We start from the raw sequence: 19192 nt of genomic DNA on the forward strand, positions 1-19192 counted from the left end.
TGTTAACTAAAATTAAATAGATTTCTTGTAGAACTGTGCATTTTGCTTTAGTTAAGGCGAGGTAAGAGAAAATAAATTATCAATAAGTGCACAATCATCTTCGGTAATTATTGTTTTGTTTATATTTTTCTTATCGCTATTACTTATAAGTGCTTGTAGAATTACTTTGACCGCTTCTATTGTTTCTCTTGCTTTACTTTTATTTGCCTTAAAGTAAGGGTGACAGGCTAGATTATTAATAATACTATTAGCTTCAAGAAGCTTTTCACTTATTGTAATAGGTTTAAGATCAATTACTTTAAGCTGGTGGAACACTCTTTCAATTAAACTGCTCTTTTTACAACCTCTTCGCCATGAAGCAAAGTATTGCTGTTTTTGTTGATCTTGATATTGCTCTAATTTAAGAGTAATTAATTTTAATTCTAAAGTTTCAAAATTGAATTTGCCTGGTAAAAAATGCTGCGGCAATATCAAAGCTTGCGAGTTAGCATCAGGACTAGGTATTTGCTTTGTTTCCGCAAGACCAATCAATTGAAATACTTTCGAACAAGTTTCAAAACCAATATAGTAAGCAGTATTCAAAGCAGAAAAATTCATACTAATAAAATAAAGAGTGAGTGTTGTAGCTGCATTTGAAATAATACTACTAATTTCACGCGTCATTTCTCCTAAGGCGCGCCAACCGTAAATGTCTCCTTTCTGTAGCCAGCTCCCACCCTTAGCAACCAAAGCTAAAATAGCATAAAGCAAAGAAAGTTCTTTAAGATATAAACTAATACAAAATCCACTCGTTATATAAGGTAGAGAGTTAAGAATTGTTTTAAGCCATCCTGGCTCAAATTGATCTGTTGTAGACTGAAAGCGCTTAATAGTTTGTAAAAGCGTAATAGTACTATCTATCAATGCTTGCTGTGTAAAGGTAACTGCTTGTTGCCTTATCTGCTCAAGTTTTCTAATTAATTCGTCTATATGCAGAAAACTTAAATCATCCTCATCAAATATAAAATCTTCTTTATTTATTTTTGGCTGCTTTAATTCTTCAGCACAACTGTCAATTAGCTTGAAACATATACCATTATTACTTCCGGCACTTAAACTATTTTCTAGCCATTGAATTTCTGGAGATGCTATAACAAGTTTATCAGGATGGAAAAGTCCACGTAGAATCTTTTGTTGCTTATTAATTTCACTTTCTGCAACGCCATCACTCGTTAGAAATTGGGAAAAGAGCGTAATAAGTTGTACTTCAAGCTTTTGTAATTCTGCGTCAGATAATTGCTTGGGATAATAGGATTTATTTGAGGGAGCATACTGGCTATAAGCACTTACAATATCAGCTAGGCTTTGATTAAGGCTATTCATTATTGTATCCTTACGAGCAATAAAAGATGATTACTACTACGTCCTTTTGTTATAGATTAAAGTAGTGATTTAAAAAAACAAGCTTTTTATAGCACTATCCACCGAGCTTTTAGAATATTACAAGGTTTGCATGATGAAGTCCGATCTATTTTATTCTGTTCACCTGGCTAGAAACTTAAGATGTAAATGCTATCTGAAAAATAATAATATTTAATTGAAATGACAAAATTACCTAAACACATTAAAAGTTATTTATCAAATAATCCCCGACTTTTTTTCTTACTTTTTTTTGTAATAACTCTTTTAGCGCGGTTGTGTTTCCGCAGCTCCTTATTAGAATTAGATGAAGCAGAACAGGTTATTTGGGCTCAACAACTTCTTTCAGGGTATCCCAATCAGCCACCATTATATTCTTGGCTACAATATTTTTTATTTCAGCTTCTAGGTGTCAATTTAATCAGTCTAGCTCTCTTAAAATATAGTTTACTTTTAGGCTGCTTATACTGTTATTACTTAATTTGTAAATTCTATTGTCCTAATCAATTTCTTGCTATAAGTGCAACAGCGGCATGGGCTTTAATTAGCTCTATTAGTTTAGATTTATTGAAAGATAATACACATTCCATCTTAGCTCTTTTAACTGCTTGTCTAACTTGGTACTGGTTTATTACCCCTACCAAATCGCCTCTAAATTGGTATTTACGCTTAGGTATTATTATTGGTTTCGGCTTCTTATCTAAATTTAATTATTTATTATTTTTAATTCTTTTTTTAATCAGTGTAACCTTACAAAAAGAATACCGTTTAAAATTAGTAGATCAACGCATTTTTCTTACGCTTCTATTAATAATCATAACGGCGCTGCCTTATGGAAATTGGCTTATACATAATTACCATGTGGGCCTACATGCTGCTTATAAACTAGCCCCAGAACAAAAAACACTTTTTGATGGCTTTATTAATCTCCTCAATGCTAGTCTTTTTTTTATTGTACCCGTTTTAACAATTTCCTATTTATTTTTCCCCCTACCATTTAACTTTAGGCGGACAGCTGCCAACAATTTATTACTCCATTATCATATTATTTATTTTCCAGTTATTGTATTTATTGTTCTATTCGCAGGCATTCATAACTTTGAAACACGCTGGCTTATTCCTATTTTATTTTTAACTCCACTTTTATTTTTTAGTTATTTAAAACCTGAGGCTTCTTTAGCTATATACAGCAAACGCTTTATTCTATTTTGCCTATTTATGCAATTTACTTTTTTGTTAACCTTAAGTTATAGAAGTTACTTTGGACACAATAAACGGCAATCTATCCCTGTTCTTGAAATTGCTAAAACTTATAAAAATAATTCACAGAAAATTGACTTTCTTATTTCTGACTCACATTGGCTACTAGGGAATATGAAATTACAATTTAAAAATGCACAATCTTATTTAATTCATCAAGGGGGTAATATACCTTCTGGTGCCACTCTCTTATTATGGGAAGGTCAGACTATACCATATTGGGCTGAGCAAATAATTAAACAAGCTAAACTTACTAATGTAAATTGGATTAAAAACAAGAAAACTGATCGAATTGTAGCAGGTCAGGCTCTTATAAATTTCAATATACCTGATAAGCAGATAACTTGAATAATCGTTTGCTCTGGATCCTGCAGATAAGTTAGCGTTGTGCAATAATGCCACCTAAACCATGAAGATAGAAGCTATCGCCTATAGGAGGCTGGTCTAAAAGAATTTAATTTGGAAGAGTAATCAAGGTTCCTAGCTAAGTTAGATATATTAGACTTCTTTAGCAAATGATATTTAGATTACAGCGGAACTAATACAGCTTAAGTTAAGCAACAATCTACTTTAAATAGTAAGATGAGCTTGCTAAAGGTAGTTTAGATTGTTTGATTTAAGAATTAAAACGGATTTTACTTTGATTCAATTACTATTTTCTTTAAGTTTATTTTTAAGTGCTTTCTTATTATTCTTAATTCAACCAATGGTTGCTAAAAATCTATTGCCTATATATGGTGGAACGCCAGCTGTATGGACTGTCTGTATGTTATTTTTTCAGGCAATACTGCTATTAGGTTACGGTTACGCTTGGGTATTAAGTTACTTTGGTAGTCGCTGGTATTGGCGACTAATTTATTTAACAACCTCATTAATAAGTTTTTTATATCTACCTTTAAACCTTACACCTGAAACAAGTAAACTAGCTAACTCTCCTGATTTATTTATTTTAAAAGAGTTATTTCTAAAATTAGGTTTACCATTATTAACGATTGCTTCAGCGTCGCCCTTACTACAATATGTTTTTAGTTGCACGAAAATTAAAAGGGCCACTGATCCTTATTTTCTATATGTTGCTAGTAATTTTGGTAGCTTAGCTGCTTTAGTTAGTTATCCTGGTTTTATTGAATGGTGGATTGGGCTAGATATTCAATATAAATTTTGGCGAATAGGTTTTACTATTTACCTTGTATCGCTTACTGTCATTTTATTAATTGTCCCTTTTTCTCATATCAGTAAAACAAGTGTCAAACAAAATTTTATTTCTCTCACTCAACTGACTTCCTGGATAGGCTACAGTTTTGTTCCTTGTAGTTTAATGCTAGGCGTAACGTTTTATATATCAACGGATATAGCAGCAACACCTTTATTCTGGGTAGTTCCTTTAGCGCTTTACCTAGTAAGTTTTATTATTACTTTCGCACAAAAACCTATAATATCTCATCAATGGATAACAAGTAATATACTTATTTTTGCTGTTTTTCCGATCTTAGCATTTATTATTGGGCCGAGTAATTTATTCTCTTTTCAATCGATTACCATTCATTTAATTGGCTTTTTTGTTATTGCTCTGCTTTGTCATGGTGAATTAATACGCCGTCGTCCTATAGCTTCAGAGCTAACCAGTTTTTATTTATGCATAGCTTTAGGAGGGGTGTTAGCTGGTTTATTTAATGGTGTATTGGCACCACGGATTTTTAATGGTCCTTATGAATATCCTTTAGTCTTTGCGCTATCCTTTCTATGTCTTCCTATGCCAATGAGAGGCTTGAATCGAGTACCCATAATTATAATCGGTCTTTTAATTGGCTCTTACCTCTTATCCAACGTTGCGTGGTTAAGTTGGCTTAGAAAATATTATGTAGCTGAGATCTTTTCATTATTTATAATCTTTACTTGGACTCGAAGCCGCTTAAGCCTTTGCCTATCAATTTTGATCCTTTTTATTTTTATCTTTAGTCCTTGGTTTAAGCATTTACCAATTCTAACCCAACAACGTAATTTTTATGGGATTAAGCAAGTTGTAAAAACACCTCATGGTCATGCTTTAATTAGCCAAAGCACAATACACGGCTTACAATTATTTGATCTCCCTACGGGTAGTTTAGGCGCAACATCCTATTATGGCCCGCCGGCCTCTATTATTCATTTATTACAACAACAATATCCAAGCCTACGAACTATGATTATTGGGCTTGGAACTGGAACAATGGTTTGTCAATTTAGACCTTCTGACATTATTGAAGTGGTTGATATCGATGAACAAGTTATTAACATTGCTAGCAATCCTTATTTTTTTACTTATTTGCAAAATTGCTCGGCTAAACCTTTGCTTACGCAAGGAGATGGGCGATTGGTTTTACGGCAAAGAGCAAAAGCTAGCTTAGATTTATTAGTTATTGATGCTTTTTCTTCAGATGCAATTCCTACGCATCTTTTAACTTATGAAGCATTTCAGCTTTATAAGCACATACTGTCTAACTATGGCCTCTTATTAGTACACATCAGTAATCGTCATCTAAATTTATTACCTATTTTAACTGCTATAGGGCAAAAATTAGATTGGACTGTGCTTAATAAAAATGATGTAGGTGATCCTAAAAAGGGGCAGTTAGCTTCGGAGTGGGTTTTGCTAACTTCAAATAAACAATTTGTAGGAACAGTATTGCAAAAACATGACGGGTGGAAGCTTGTTACTAATCAAAAGGCCATGTTATGGACCGATAATTATTCTAATATAATCCACTTATTGAAACAGTAAAAATTATTTATTAATTTATAAATCCTAAACGAACGTTATTCCGTAAAATGCGAAGCATTTGTACAGGATCCAAGTTAAACATAAATAAATTAAAGAAACCAATTTACTTTCATGTCTTGTGCGTTACGGTAATATTGCCTTGCCTATTGGGAAGGTGAATTAGATAGACACCGTATTTTTATTTAACCGAGATGCACGTTCTCTAGTAATAAGATATAAATTGCGTGAATAAATAAAAACGCCACTAAACTGGCCAATGATAAAAACAGGATCACGTTTATAAACAGCATACATAAATAGTGTAATCCCGCCTAAGAGGCTTAAATACCAAAAAGCAACTGGAATAACACTTCTTTTTTCTCTTTCACTTACTAACCATTGAACAATGAAACGTGCTGAAAAGATACCTTGGCCAATTAAACCAATTGTCAGCCAAATATAATCTTTATTCATTATTAGAAATCTCCGGAGCGCAGGGGCGTTTTAACAGCCAACGCACACCTATTAAATCATGGATACCTACAAACAACCTATTCATTACACCATACTTAGATACCCCATGCCAACGTGGCCGGTGGTTTACAGGAACATTAACTAATGTATAACCTGCTCGTTTAAATAAAGCCGGTAAAAATCGATGTAGATGATTGAAATGAGGTAAATTTAAAAACCCATCACGTGGAAAAAGCTTAAGGCTACATCCTGTGTCAGGACATTGATCATTTAATAAAGATTGACGTACTTTATTACCTATAATTGAAGAAATTTTACGCAGGTAATTATCATCACGTTTTTTTCGGTTTCCTAATACTACTGTTTTATCATTGGATAAATAATTAAATAAGAGAGGAATATCCTTAGGATCATTTTGACCATCGCCATCTAAAGTCACTAATATTGGAAACTGTGCTGCTTTAGCACCACTAACTAAACCTGCACTTTGTCCATAATTATGTTTATGACATACAAGACGTAACGAAGCATTTTCTTTCGCCAAAGCTTCTAGGCGTTTTACCGTGCCATCAGTACTACCATCGTCAACGAAAATAACTTCAAAAACAAATTGCTCTGCAGGTAACGCTTGCACAATTTCCTTATATAAATGCTCAACATTGTCGACTTCATTATATACCGGAATAATAACAGATAAATAAGTTAACTTATTCAAAACATCCTTCCTAAACAAAATAATAACTAGTATACCGTATCTCGCCAAACAGGTTCCAGCCAAGTTTTTTTACGTAAAATCCAAAGTATTAGACCAACACTGAGTAAAGATAAATAGGTACCCGTTACTATATCACTAAAATAATGATGAATTAACAAGACACGTGAAAAGGCAACGGAGAAGCCAACCAGTAGAAAAGCATAAAAATAACGTGGGAAAAGAACACACAAACCAAAAGCAATAGCCATAATATTGGTTGTATGCCCTGATGGAAAAGACCAAAAAGGGGCGTTAGCCTTCAGCCAGTAAAAACCATAATAATGACCATTAAACCACATATCGGGACGAGCGCGGCTAAATAGAACTTTTAAAATACCGCAAAATATGCTACTTACAACAACACAAAGCCAAAGAAAACACATACGTGCTTCCCAAATACGATTAACCTTAATATACCTAAAATAAAGAATACCTAAAAAGAAAGTAATAAAATAAGTTAATCCTAAGCCAAGTTTAGTGAAATGGTTAAGAAAGATAAGATTGATACGAAAATTTTGTAAAGCTAAATATTCCGCTAGAGGCTTATCAACGTAGAGAAAGAGCACCGTAACAATTAATATATAAGCCATAATAACCCATGGCCTAGTCATAATTAAAATTAATCGATTAAATGGTGCCATTTAGAGTTTCTCCCGTCTCTTGTCCTATAAGCAATAATTTTACCCAGCGTCCTTTACTGTAATTAAATCCTCTTGTTTGAGCCAAAATTTTTATTTTATCTAAGGGATAAGGCCAAGCTTGTAATACTCTATCATCAAAGATAGCTAGCTGCTTAGGATTAGTAAGTAATTGCGTAATAGCTGTATTAAAATCAACAAAGCGAACGGATTTTGTATCGAGATTAAAAACTAAACTTGGTTCTTCAAAACCTACAACTAATAATGGCATACTATTGTCAATTCTGACCTTGTCAACAAGTTGCGCTATCGTATGAGTAAGCCACACTGGCTTTAAAGAAGGCAATAAATTATTAAAAATAAGCGGAAAAACAACCATTGCCATAATAAAATTGCTTATTAGGCTTTTATTTAATTTACCTTGCCGACTAAAATAAATTGCACTACTGGAAAAAATGACAATAGCCCCGCTTATAATAACACCACTTATGCTTAATCTTCCGTTCACCCAATAGGTTATTAACATTAAAACTAAGCCAAGGATAATAGATAATATTAACCAAAGATATTGTAAAAGCCTTAACCATTTGTTTGTTAACGCATAAGCATATTCCTTAATTGCTAATGCGCATAAAATAGCTAGGGCTGGAAATAAAGGCATAACATATTGTGGCAGTTTTGTTGGCATGCATTCAAAGAAAATCCAAGAAGGTACAAACCAAGCCAATAAAAATTTAATCTGATTTGTAGTCCGATTTTTCCAGGCATAAATTCCACCAAGCCCTAAAAATAAAGAAGAAGGCCAAAATGTTATAGGTAACATAGCTAAATGAAATAAAGGTGGCTTACCGTGAGACTCGTGTCCGCCCTTTAATTTTGGTAGCAAATCCTTATTAAACATTTGCAATAAATAATTACTTTGTTCAGCTTTATTAACTAATATTAACCAAACTGCAGTTAGAACGATTACTAAGAACAACCCTTGTAAAAACTTTAATTGCCGCAACCAAGATAAATCTTTATCGACTAAACATAAAGCTAGAATAGTTAATAAACCTACTAAAGGAGTCACGCCTTTTAAGGCGATCCCAAAAGCCATAGCAAACCAGAAACATAAAGGCCAAACCCAACCTATTTTTCTTTGCTCCTTATAAGACTGATAAATATGCCATAAAGCTCCTTGCATCAATACAACAGAAAAAAGCAGTGTTGCATCAATCACTGCCATATGCGCCTCTACTATTAATAAAAGGGAAGAGGCAAGTAGGCTGGCAGCCAATGCAGCTGTCATTGAACCTAAAAATCGGCTTGCAAAAAGATAGGTAAACAAAATTGCTAAAAATGCGCCTAATACTGAAGGAATACGATAAGGCCAAATTTGGTGTGTATTACTATCACTTAATAGCTTTACACTCAGTGCCTGTAACCAATTAATTCCAGGCGGCTTTTGGAATCGCGTTTTATCTTGGAAACGAATTTGAAAATAATTGCCTACTTGCATCATCTGCTTACTTGCTTGGGCAAAGTGTGCTTCATCGCGATCGATCACCGGTATTTTAGTTATACCTGAAGCAAATAATAGCAATGAGAAAAGCAATAAAAAGAAGCTAACTTTAATCTTTTCCAAAACCAAATGCCTAATTCTATAAATATGCTCTAATGATGCGTATAATATAAGACCAGTGTTGGAAATACTAGCTATATCTTAAAAGACTAGTTAGAATGTTTGTTTGTTTTATACTGCATTACTCTGATGCCAGAATTAACTATTATACAACAAATTGCAGTTTGGATTATTCCTGTTTTATTCGCTATTACTCTTCACGAAGCAGCTCATGCTTGGGTTGCCTATCGACTTGGCGATACAACAGCTAAGATGTTAGGACGGGTAAGTTTTAACCCAGTGAAACATATCGAACTTATTGGAACAATCATTGTTCCACTTCTCACCCTCGCTTTAAGTAATTTTACCTTTGTTTTTGGCTGGGCAAAACCGGTTCCAATTAATGCAGGTCAATTAAAAAATCCTAAACGTGATGTAATTTTGGTTACAGCAGCTGGACCCTTAATTAATTTTCTTATGGCAATTTTTTGGGCCGGTCTTTTTAAAATAGGATTATCACTTAACCCGCAAACATCCACGATTGGCTTATTTTTAATTCTAGCTAGCAAGGCTGGGATTATCATTAATTTGTTACTCACTTTTTTGAATTTAATACCAGTACCTCCTCTCGATGGTAGTCGTATTGTTGCAGGCTTATTGCCTATAAGACAAGCAATTATGTATCAAAAACTCGAACCCTATGGTTTTTTCATTATTCTACTGTTATTAATCACTGGTATTTTAAGTTGGATTATTTCTCCACCGATTAATTGGTCTTTAGCAGCATTAAGTGCCCTTTTTAATATATGAATATTTTAGCTGATGCTTCCTTACCAGGTTTAATGACAGCATTTCCACCACCATTTAAAATCACCCTTTATCACCAGCAAGATGACATTAGTCGCTTACTAGCAAAGCAAGATATTTTATTATGTCGTTCAACCTTGAAAGTAACAAAGGAACTATTAAAAGACTCTTCCATATCCTTTGTGGCTACAGCAAGTAGCGGTACTGATCACATTGATGAAATTTTTCTTAAGCAAAAAAATATAACACTTATTGATGCTAAGGGTAGTAACGCAGGCGCTGTAGCAGATTATGTTATTGCAACTATCGCTTATCTACAAAAATATACTTCTTTTCAAGGCCAAAAGGCAGGGATTATTGGTTTTGGTGCTGTCGGCTCTAAAGTTGCTAAGCGTTTACAAGCTCTTAACTTTGATATGGTTAATTATGATCCGCCTAAGGCATTAGTTGATAAAAAATTTTATAGCGCATCACTTAACGAAATCTTAGACTGCGATTTAATTTGCATTCACGCTAACTTACATAATAACTCACCCTTTCCTAGTAGACATTTAATTTCTGAATCAATAATAGCTCGATTAAAACCTAATACAGCTATTATTAATGCCTCTCGTGGTGGAATAGTTGATGAAGCAGCGCTCAAGAGTCAGTATTTAGAAATTTTTTACTGTACTGATGTATTTTCTAATGAACCCAATATTAATCCTGACATAGTTAAGTTAGCTTACCTTTGTACACCTCATATTGCTGGCCATAGTATAGAGGCTAAATTTAATGCTGTTGTTCAAGTAAGTCAAAAACTTCATCAGGCCTTACACTTACCTCTCCCCCACTATTCTCCTTCTCTTTCTTTACCAAAAATGCCTGACTTTAAATCAGCAACAAATTGGCAAGACTATATTTTGGCACTCTATAATCCTATGGATGAAACAATTGTCTTAAAAGAAGCAGTCAATATAAGAGAGTGCTTTCTTAAGTTGCGCAAGGCACATCAAAAACGACATGATTTCTCCGTTTTCCAATCACTATTACCAGAATTTTTATGGCCACTTTTAAGTTAGAAATTACTTTTGATTATGAAAAACTCTTTCTTTTAAGATATTTAAAACAATTATTTTAAGTCTGAGGCTAAGCCTATTTTTATTGCCAAAGCAAAACTTGAAAATTTAAACGTAATATCTATTTACCAAAAAGATAATTGAGATATTAATATAAGAAATTATTAAAATAATTAAATAAATCTAGCTTACCTATACTGTTAGGCAGTTAATTTCAATAAAAGATGGGTTTCTGAACGCATCAACTGGCTTATCAAAAATTATAAATCTACCCTTAAATTCAGTTCGCAAACTCTGTATATTGTAGAATCACCTTCATTCCATAAAACAACCTGTTTTATTTTATGAATTTTCCATTCATTGTTAAATAATCTGGTTAATTCAAAATTATAAATAACATGAGAATTAAATTTTTTGCCATCTTTATCTTGTCTATAAATAACCGCACTTAATCTGCAGTACGAATATTCTTTTTCACATCTGATTTCTAAATTTGAAAATAGATGCTGTGTTTTTAAGTGACTTAATGCTTCTTTTCTTGAATTAACATACTCGGTTTTAGTATAGCTATCTGTCTTTCCTCGCAAATCCTTATAATCACAATCAACCTGATCCATCAATGTACTTACTAACCCAGCCCAATCTTTGAGGTTAAAGCTGTTTGCAAATTTAAATAATACATTGGAGATCACATTCATAATAAAAATTCCTAGTCGCTATTGTATAAGCAAAGATATCTTGATTATGGCATAAGGTAAGTATGAGGTTGAATAATATAAAAGCGTCCCAAAAACACATATTTCGATTATTAAATTCTACTTAAATTAACATTCTCAGATACTAATTTTTAACAGCAATGAAACTTATATTGTAAACTTAATTTATTAAAATTATATGGAATTCAGGCCAAGGTCCGTCCTAAACTGGCTATGTATTAATCAAAACTCATTTTCTTCTTTTTTTCTAGAGTTTATAGGCATGAAGGATAAAAGTATGTAGGATAATTGCAAAGGGTCGACTCATAATCAAAATTTAGGAGTATTTTGTTTCTTTAATTTAATAAAATACATTTGAATAAATATAAATCAGAGTGATAAAATTATTCGTTTTTGCGTATGTTAAGACGTACGATAAACATTTAAGCCTAAATTTAATTTATTTGGAATAATGATGAAAGTAAATCTTACAGATTATCTAAGCACTTTTGCCGCATTCGATCCCACTTTTGATGCCTTAAAAAATAATCCCTTGGTTAAAGTTAAAAGTTGTTATCAGACTACAAAAACTTTTTTAGCTTCTTTAGATAAGCACTCAACTAGTTTTCCACAATTAAAAGAAATTAGAACAAAAATTGCGGATATCAATGAATTTTTTGCAAATATGCTCTTAGAACAAACAAATGGCGCGCTACAACTTGGTGAAAATGCAAATATACAGCTTGCTAAAAGTCGTAATAAAATAAGTCACGTATTAGCAAAAAAAATTATTCAAAATCCTGATGAATTCATAAAATCTATTCAAGAATTCATTGAGGAAGTTAGAAAAGATATTAACCGGTCCAAGCAAATTACGCTTGATGAAAAGCAAAAAATAGATGATGTGGATCTAAAGCTCCTAAATAGCTCAACAGTCTCTCTTAGTTATCAAGGAACGTTCTTTGGTGGTAGTACAGATATCAATGAAAAAACATACCGCTCAAATCAATCTCTTTTCGCTAATAATGATTTTAAAAAACTAACTAACTCACCAGTACAAATCCAAGGTCAAAGTGAATTGTTAAATATAACAGCCATGCTACAACAATTTATTGATAGAGCCTCTGGTGTAGATAACAAATTCGGATTTATACCTGAAGAGTCATTTACCAACACTTTTACTATATAAATTGTGATTAATTACCAGGGAGGGTTATTAAATAACAGCAGCTTAGTCTTATTTAATTAGATATACTTATTTATGGCTGTTAAAAAATCTATCGTATTTTAAATATCCTAAATTTTAGGTCTATTACATAATAATTACTAAGAAAAAGAAACTCAAAAAATAATACTAGAGGCGGAAGAGAATTACTTTTACTTCAAATATAAATTTATTTGCCCACAAAGTAATTATTACCTTGACTTAATCCGCATTAAACGCGGGGGCCAGAATGGCCTTGTGGCTGATTAACTTTTGTCAGATCAGGATGCTTTCGTTTTATATTATCGTCAGCATAATCCATGGGCTTCTTAGATTGAATATTAGGAAGGTTTGGATTCGCTCCTTTATATAATAAAGAATCAATTATGTCATCGCGCTTAAATCGAACTGCATAATGAAGTAGTGTTTGTCCTGAATTATCAGTTTCATTAACCCAAAAACTACCTTGTTCAAATTTAAACTTATTAGTTTGATTAAGACTTTCTAAGGGTTGATTATTTTTCATCAGTTCATAGAGCGTTTTAAAAATTGCTGAACACTTATCAAAATTCTTTACTTCATCTTCATTCGAATGTGGAGCTTGTCGTTTTATTTGGTATCTTGGATCATTTTTTTATTAGGATCCCGAAGTAGGTAGTCAAAAGTAAAAAATGGTTTTTCGTGGTCTTTTGGCATAAATGTACTCGCTTGTATCTTGCCTCTATAAGAGAAAGTATAAGTCAAAGATAGCAAGACTATTAAAGGACCACCGCACAACGATTTATGAGAGATAAAGCGTAATGGCTTCACTAGCACCTGGACTGACAATAAGCATTATTTGATGATCTGAAATAGTGGCTTACAGAAGGGATTTGTTGCATTTCAAGTAAGATTCCTCAGTTTATTTCTAAGTTAAGTCTGGTTAAGGTTCTAATTAGACTTAGTAAAACGCTAAAATATTTTTCCGAATATCATCTAGATTTGAAATTTTTATTTTTTACTCCTAATGACACATATTTAGTATTAGAAATCTTCCATAAAAATAAGCAATTAGATGCTGAAAAAGCTCAAGTAATTTTTAAATATTAGTCTTATATGAACTCGCCCATATTATCAAAGAATAAGCATCATTTAGTTTAAAAGGTTACAATTGCAGTCTTATATCCGACATCTGGCCCCAATAAGAAAATTTTATGTAGCCTCTGTTGCCCAAGAAAAAATTACTGTAAATAAATATAAAGGTACTTTTATATTTCAGCTAATATAGTTATTTACCTTTGAAGGTCTTATCCTGATGATTGGGCAATTCCCATTTTATTTTCAAACTGGGCTATTGTGTTGTAAGCGCCGCGGCACGGTCAAGCCCTAAAATATAGATAGATGAGAAATGATAATTGAGCCAGAATATAAACAAACAGATTTATCCTTGATTATTTAACTCACTCCGAGATCTAATCATCTGTTTGACTATCAGTTGATCTGAAAATGGGTACTTAATATGCCCAATTTGCTGGTAATCTTCATGGCCTTTACCAGCAATTAAAATGATATCTTTTGGACCTGCCAAACTAATTGCTTTACCAATAGCCGACTTTCTATCTGTTACTTGATGTATAGCTGCATCATTAGCTGTAATGCCTTGCTTAATTTCTGTAATGATCTGCTCGGGATCTTCTGTACGTGGATTATCACTTGTAATAATAGCAATATCAGCATAACGAGCTGCTATAGCCCCCATAATAGGGCGTTTTGATTTATCTCTATCTCCACCACAACCAAAAACAACGATTAAACGCCCTTCTTTAACATGAGCTAATGTCTTTAAGACATTTTCTAATGCATCAGGCGTATGTGCATAATCAACGACGATACATGGCGCTTGGTTAACTACTTCCATCCGGCCTGGCGATGGAGACAACTTAGCCATAATAGAAGTAACACGTTCAATTGGATAACCCCAAGCCAGTAAGCTAGTAAACACAGCTAATGCATTATAAATATTAAAGTAACCTAGGGTGCGAATTTTTAAATGTGCATTACCCCAAGCAGAATGGACGTTGATTGCAGTTCCTGCCATCGTGACTTGCCAATCGAGTGCTCGTATATCACTGCCCTTATTTAAGCCATAAGTAATGTATTTACAAGTAGGGCTCAAGTGTTTTTGCATAAATTGAGAGTAATCATCATCATAATTTAAAATAGCAGTTTTAAGAGAAGTGTAGGTAAATAATCTTGCTTTTGCTGCTGCATAAGCATCCATGGTTTGATGATAATCAAGATGATCCAAAGTGAGATTAGTAAAAATGGCTTGCTCAAAATTAACTTCATCTACCCGTTGTTGTGCTAGCGCATGTGAAGAAACTTCCATACAAACGTGTTCTATCCCGCTATCCAAATAATTAGAAAAAAGCTCTTGTAGGCAAATGCCATCAGGCGTCGTATTATCTAATGAGATAAGATTCTCAACTCTACCTTGGCCAATTGTCCCAATATAGGCAGATTGATGTCCTAGTAGTTGATGAGCTTGCGCTAATTGATAGGCAATGGTTGTTTTACCATTTGTTCCTGTTACACCGGTAAGATGTAATTTTTTACTTGGTTCTCCATAAAATCGGTTCGCAATTGCTGCTAAATATTGTGCTAAATTTGCAAAGGGTATCCAAATTTTAGCAGTAAGCTCTTTAGGGGGCGTATAATCTTTTGGCTCATATAAAATGGCTATAGCACCTGCTTTTATTGCTTGTTCAGCATACCCTCGTCCATCTGTTGCTACACCCGGATAAGCGCAGAATAAGAACCCCTGGCTTATTTTACGACTATCATTATGTATCCCTAAAATCTCTACTTCTGGTAGTGATGTTTTAATCCATGGTGCAAGTAATGTATTTAATTTCATAAACTCAGTTAACCTGTTGTTTTATCGGGTGGAATATTTAAAATTCGTAATGAGCCTGACATGACTTGCGCAAAAAGAGGTGCAGCAACCGCAGCACCATAATAGCTATTACGAGTTGGTTCATGAATAACAACAACCACAATTAATTTAGGGCGAGATACAGGCGCAATACCAACAAAGCTAGCAATATGTTTATTCTCCTGGTAACCTTTTTTGCCCGCAATACGAGAGGTACCCGTTTTTCCCGCTACACGATAACCAGGTATACGTGCTAATTTACCTGTGCCTGCATTTCCTAAAACAGCCTCAAGCATATTCAACACGTCATTAGCTGTTTTTTCATCAATAACTTGTTGTCCCTCTTCCGCACTATCTTTATGTAAAAGTGTTACAGGTAATGTTTTACCACCGTTTGCAAAGATTAAATAGCCTTTAGCTAATTGCAAAGCTGTTACTGATAAACCATAACCAAAACTTAAAGTGGCCAAAACAAATGGATTAGCATCTTTAATTTTAACGATACTTCCATCACTTTCACCTGGATAACTACTTTCTGTACGTTGGCCAAAACCACTACGTTGCAGTAAACCTATATATTGCTCAGGCGGACTTAAAAGAATCATTTTCGTAACACCTACGTTACTCGAATGTTGTAAGACACCCGTGACATCTAATACACCATAATTATGTATATCGCGAATAGTTCGTCCATGAACAACCATCCAGCTTGGCCGCGTATCAATAATTGTTTCTGGCTTTACTAAACCACTACTTAAAGCACTAGCAATACTAAAAGCCTTAATTACAGAACCTGGTTCAAAAACATCCGTTAACGCTTTATTACGATATTTATCACGTGAATAACGACCACGTGCATTGGGATTAAAAGAAGGATAATTAGCAGCAGCTAAAATTTCCCCTGTTTGTGTATCTAGTACAATAACAGACCCTGACTTGGCAGAAAATTTTTCTAATGTATTTTGTAATTCATGATAGGCTAAATATTGAATTCGTCTATCAATACTTAATACTAAATCCTGTCCGGAACGTGGCTCCTTAATAATTCCTAATTCTTCGATAACTCGACCCATCTTATCTTTAAGTACACGCTTTTTACCAGGTATGCCCATTAACCAATCTTGATAAGCTAACTCTAATCCTTCTATACCTACATCATCAATATTGGTAAACCCAATTAACTGAGCTGCACTATCTGCTTCAGGATAATAGCGTTTAAATTCCTGTTGAAAATTAACGCCTGGAATTTTTAATTGCTCAATTTTTTTAGCTAATGTCGGTGGTAATTGGCGTTGTAAATAAAGAAACTCTCGTGAATTTGCTTGCTTCACGCGCTCTAATAAGGTCTGCGATTTAACACTAATTAGTTTTGCTAATTTATTAAGCTGCTCCTTAGTAGGAGAGAACTCTTTAGGATTAACCCAAACAGATTGTACAGGCGTACTAACTGCAAGTGGAATACCTTGTCTATCGGTAATCATTCCTCGATAAGCCGGAATATCCTGAATACGTATACTACGAGCGTCACCTTGGCCTTTTAAAAATTGCCGATGTAACACAGTTAAATCAAGTATCCTCCAAACTAAGATACCAAAAATCATTATAAAGAAGATTGATACAGTAGCTAACCGAGAATGGTGTCCATTTTTTTTCATTTGGCCTGTAATACAAATGTTTGTTTATCTTCGGGAAGGCGCATTTGCAATTTTTGTTTTGCCAGTGCTTCTACACGCCCTGGTGTAGCAAGACTTGCTTGCTCAAGTAATAATTGGCCCCATTGTAATTGTAATTGATGTGCTTGCTGCTCAAACTTCTGCAATTCACTAAAGTTTGTACGATACTCATTTGTCGTATAAATAACTGCCAACGCACTTGATAAAACAAGCAGCATCAGAATTAAGGTAAGCCAAAGCTTTTTAGAAATACGCATAGCAAATAATTGACCATTAAATAGTGTACTTTGATTAATTATTCTTGCTGCAGCGTTCATACAATTTTCTCTCCTATTCTTAGGATGGCACTGCGTGAGCGAATATTTTGTCTAATTTCTTTCTCTTCAGGCTTAATTGCTTTTCCTACGCGTTTAAAACTTTTCAACTCCTCTTGCGCGCGTATTGGAATATCAAAAGGTAACTGATGTCCTATCTCCATATCACGCATAAATTGCTTAACGATTCTATCCTCTAACGAGTGAAAGCTGATAACAACTAAACGCCCACCCTTACCCAAGACTTCAAAAGCATTTTTAAGCCCTTTTTTTAGATCATCCAGCTCATTATTAATGTGGATACGAATCGCTTGAAAAACTCGCGTTGCCGGATGTTTATGTTTTTCCCATTTAGGATTAGCTTGTTTAATGATTTCAGCAAGTTGGGTTGTTGAGGTAATAGGCGCCTGTGTTCGCGCATCAATAATTGCTTTAGCAATACGACGTGCAAATCGCTCTTCACCATATTCCCAAAATATTTTTGCCATATCATCTAGTTTTGCATGATTAATATAAGTAGCAGCATCCAAAGACTGCTGTATATCCATTCGCATATCTAAAGGACCTGCTTGCATAAAGCTAAAGCCACGATTAGCATCATCTAATTGCGGTGATGACACCCCTAAATCTAGTAAAATACCATCGATTCGCTGATAAACATTTGCTTGTTTAGCAAACTTAGGCAAGTCGGCAAATGAACCTTGAAAAATTTGAAAACGTGGGTCGTTAGTGAAATGGCAGTTCGCAAATTCTACAGCTTGTGGATCTTTATCAATGGCAATTAATCGACCTTGAGAGGATAAGTGCGCCAAAATAGCTTGACTATGGCCACCACGGCCGAACGTTCCATCAATATAAACACCATCAGCTTTAATAGCTAAGCTTTCAATTGATTCGTGTAGCAACACGGACTGATGCGACATGATATTTTCCCATTATAAAGAAAAATTTTTCATTTCCTCTGGTAAACTATCTAACTGCAATGCTTTTTCAGCCAACCAATGCTCACGCTTTTGCTGCCACAACATTTCATTCCAAATTTCAAATTTATTACCTTGACCAATTATGACTATATGTTTGTCTAATTTAGCGTATTCACGTAGAACACTAGGTAATAAAATACGTCCACTATTATCTAGTTCAACATCTGTAGCATGACCAATGAGTAAACGTTGAATGCGACGTGCTACATTATCAAAACTAGGTAAATCTTGTAATTTTTTCTCGATAATTTGCCATTGTGCTAAAGGATAAGCAAGGAGACAAAGCTCTGTATCAATAGTAATGACTAATGAACTACTTTCTTCAGCACACAATACTTCACGATAGCGAATAGGCACCATAAAGCGCCCCTTTCCATCTAACGTGCTTGTATTGATTCCACGAAACATATTTAGTAATGTGGGTAAATTCGAATTTACCCACAATTCTCCACTTTTTTATATTCTACTCCACTTTTATACACTATAGAAATTTAATTTTCTAGCGTTAAATAGATCAAATTTTATCTATTTAATATAAAAATGAAGAAAATTGATTGGATCGAATATTTATAAATTACTTTGCTTATTAATAAGACAATTATAATCCAACCTCTTTCCAAACTGGCAGTAAAGAGACAAGGTCAATCGGAAAAAGGGCTGAAAAAGTATCGTGTCAT

17 protein-coding genes are annotated in these 19192 nt (G+C 33.8%); 5 read left to right on the plus strand and 12 right to left on the minus strand.

Features of this window, described 5'->3' with window-relative positions; translation table 11 throughout:
* Window positions 1-51: 51 nt before the first annotated feature.
* A complete protein-coding gene (locus E1P04_RS00370) occupies window positions 52-1362 on the minus strand; it encodes a hypothetical protein (protein WP_131780956.1) in 1311 nt (436 codons plus the stop codon).
* Window positions 1363-1581: 219 nt separating this feature from the next.
* Between E1P04_RS00370 and E1P04_RS00375 the strand changes: the two genes are divergently transcribed.
* Both E1P04_RS00375 and E1P04_RS00380 read left to right on the plus strand, forming a co-directional pair.
* Window positions 1582-3006 carry an ArnT family glycosyltransferase gene (locus E1P04_RS00375; RefSeq protein ID WP_131780957.1) on the plus strand — a complete coding sequence of 475 codons (1425 nt, stop codon included), beginning with the start codon at window positions 1582-1584 and terminating at the stop codon, window positions 3004-3006.
* A 259-nt stretch (window positions 3007-3265) separates the two neighbouring features.
* Window positions 3266-5419 (plus strand): spermidine synthase, encoded by a 2154-nt coding sequence (locus E1P04_RS00380; RefSeq protein WP_242604356.1) that lies wholly within the window; start codon window positions 3266-3268, stop codon window positions 5417-5419.
* Window positions 5420-5578: 159 nt separating this feature from the next.
* Here the strand turns inward: E1P04_RS00380 and E1P04_RS00385 are convergent, their stop codons facing one another.
* Genes E1P04_RS00385 through E1P04_RS00400 form a run of 4 tightly spaced genes read right to left on the minus strand, consistent with a single transcriptional unit; the run spans window position 5579 to window position 8891 of the window.
* Window positions 5579-5872, minus strand: a complete 294-nt coding sequence (locus tag E1P04_RS00385) for a lipid-A-disaccharide synthase N-terminal domain-containing protein (RefSeq protein WP_115330406.1) — start codon at window positions 5870-5872, stop codon at window positions 5579-5581.
* Window positions 5865-6587, minus strand: coding sequence for a glycosyltransferase family 2 protein (locus tag E1P04_RS00390; RefSeq protein ID WP_131780958.1), 723 nt, complete (start codon window positions 6585-6587; stop codon window positions 5865-5867). The genes E1P04_RS00385 and E1P04_RS00390 overlap by 8 nt, the downstream gene beginning before the upstream one ends.
* Window positions 6588-6613: 26 nt before the next feature.
* Window positions 6614-7267, minus strand: coding sequence for a phosphatase PAP2 family protein (locus E1P04_RS00395; protein WP_131780959.1), 654 nt, complete (start codon window positions 7265-7267; stop codon window positions 6614-6616).
* On the minus strand, window positions 7254-8891 hold the full coding sequence (locus tag E1P04_RS00400; protein WP_131780960.1) for an ArnT family glycosyltransferase: 1638 nt from the start codon (window positions 8889-8891) through the stop codon (window positions 7254-7256). The genes E1P04_RS00395 and E1P04_RS00400 overlap by 14 nt, the downstream gene beginning before the upstream one ends.
* 126 nt (window positions 8892-9017) lie before the next feature.
* Here E1P04_RS00400 and E1P04_RS00405 point away from each other — a divergent pair, with 126 nt between their 5' ends.
* Together E1P04_RS00405 and E1P04_RS00410 are read left to right on the plus strand one after the other, a co-directional pair.
* On the plus strand, window positions 9018-9677 hold the full coding sequence (locus E1P04_RS00405; protein WP_131780961.1) for a site-2 protease family protein: 660 nt from the start codon (window positions 9018-9020) through the stop codon (window positions 9675-9677).
* The gene (locus E1P04_RS00410) at window positions 9674-10735 is read left to right on the plus strand and encodes a 4-phosphoerythronate dehydrogenase (protein ID WP_131780962.1); all 1062 of its coding nucleotides are present in this window, start codon (window positions 9674-9676) and stop codon (window positions 10733-10735) included. The genes E1P04_RS00405 and E1P04_RS00410 overlap by 4 nt, the downstream gene beginning before the upstream one ends.
* A 257-nt stretch (window positions 10736-10992) precedes the next feature.
* Here the strand turns inward: E1P04_RS00410 and E1P04_RS00415 are convergent, their stop codons facing one another.
* Window positions 10993-11430, minus strand: coding sequence for a nuclear transport factor 2 family protein (locus E1P04_RS00415; RefSeq protein ID WP_131780963.1), 438 nt, complete (start codon window positions 11428-11430; stop codon window positions 10993-10995).
* A gap of 472 nt (window positions 11431-11902) precedes the next feature.
* Here E1P04_RS00415 and E1P04_RS00420 point away from each other — a divergent pair, with 472 nt between their 5' ends.
* Window positions 11903-12616 carry a hypothetical protein gene (locus tag E1P04_RS00420; RefSeq protein WP_165482640.1) on the plus strand — a complete coding sequence of 238 codons (714 nt, stop codon included), beginning with the start codon at window positions 11903-11905 and terminating at the stop codon, window positions 12614-12616.
* A gap of 247 nt (window positions 12617-12863) precedes the next feature.
* Here the strand turns inward: E1P04_RS00420 and E1P04_RS00425 are convergent, their stop codons facing one another.
* From E1P04_RS00425 to mraZ, 6 genes are all read right to left on the minus strand, one after another.
* Window positions 12864-13157, minus strand: coding sequence for an ankyrin repeat domain-containing protein (locus E1P04_RS00425; protein WP_131780965.1), 294 nt, complete (start codon window positions 13155-13157; stop codon window positions 12864-12866).
* An 894-nt stretch (window positions 13158-14051) separates the two neighbouring features.
* The gene (locus E1P04_RS00430) at window positions 14052-15527 is read right to left on the minus strand and encodes a UDP-N-acetylmuramoyl-L-alanyl-D-glutamate--2,6-diaminopimelate ligase (RefSeq protein ID WP_131780966.1); all 1476 of its coding nucleotides are present in this window, start codon (window positions 15525-15527) and stop codon (window positions 14052-14054) included.
* An 8-nt stretch (window positions 15528-15535) separates the two neighbouring features.
* Entirely contained in the window at window positions 15536-17200 is a 1665-nt protein-coding gene (locus E1P04_RS00435; protein ID WP_131780967.1) for a peptidoglycan D,D-transpeptidase FtsI family protein, read from the minus strand.
* Entirely contained in the window at window positions 17197-17535 is a 339-nt protein-coding gene (ftsL, locus tag E1P04_RS00440; protein WP_131780968.1) for a cell division protein FtsL, read from the minus strand. The genes E1P04_RS00435 and ftsL overlap by 4 nt, the downstream gene beginning before the upstream one ends.
* Complete coding sequence (gene rsmH / locus E1P04_RS00445) at window positions 17532-18458, minus strand: 16S rRNA (cytosine(1402)-N(4))-methyltransferase RsmH (RefSeq protein WP_131780969.1); 927 nt, start codon at window positions 18456-18458, stop codon at window positions 17532-17534. Before rsmH ends, ftsL begins: the two co-directional genes overlap by 4 nt.
* A gap of 9 nt (window positions 18459-18467) precedes the next feature.
* Window positions 18468-18923, minus strand: coding sequence for a division/cell wall cluster transcriptional repressor MraZ (gene mraZ / locus E1P04_RS00450; RefSeq protein WP_131780970.1), 456 nt, complete (start codon window positions 18921-18923; stop codon window positions 18468-18470).
* Window positions 18924-19192: the final 269 nt, after the last annotated feature.

Origin of the sequence: Legionella gresilensis, from assembly GCF_900639865.1 — a bacterium.
Classification (GTDB): Bacteria; Pseudomonadota; Gammaproteobacteria; order Legionellales; family Legionellaceae; genus Legionella_C; species Legionella_C gresilensis.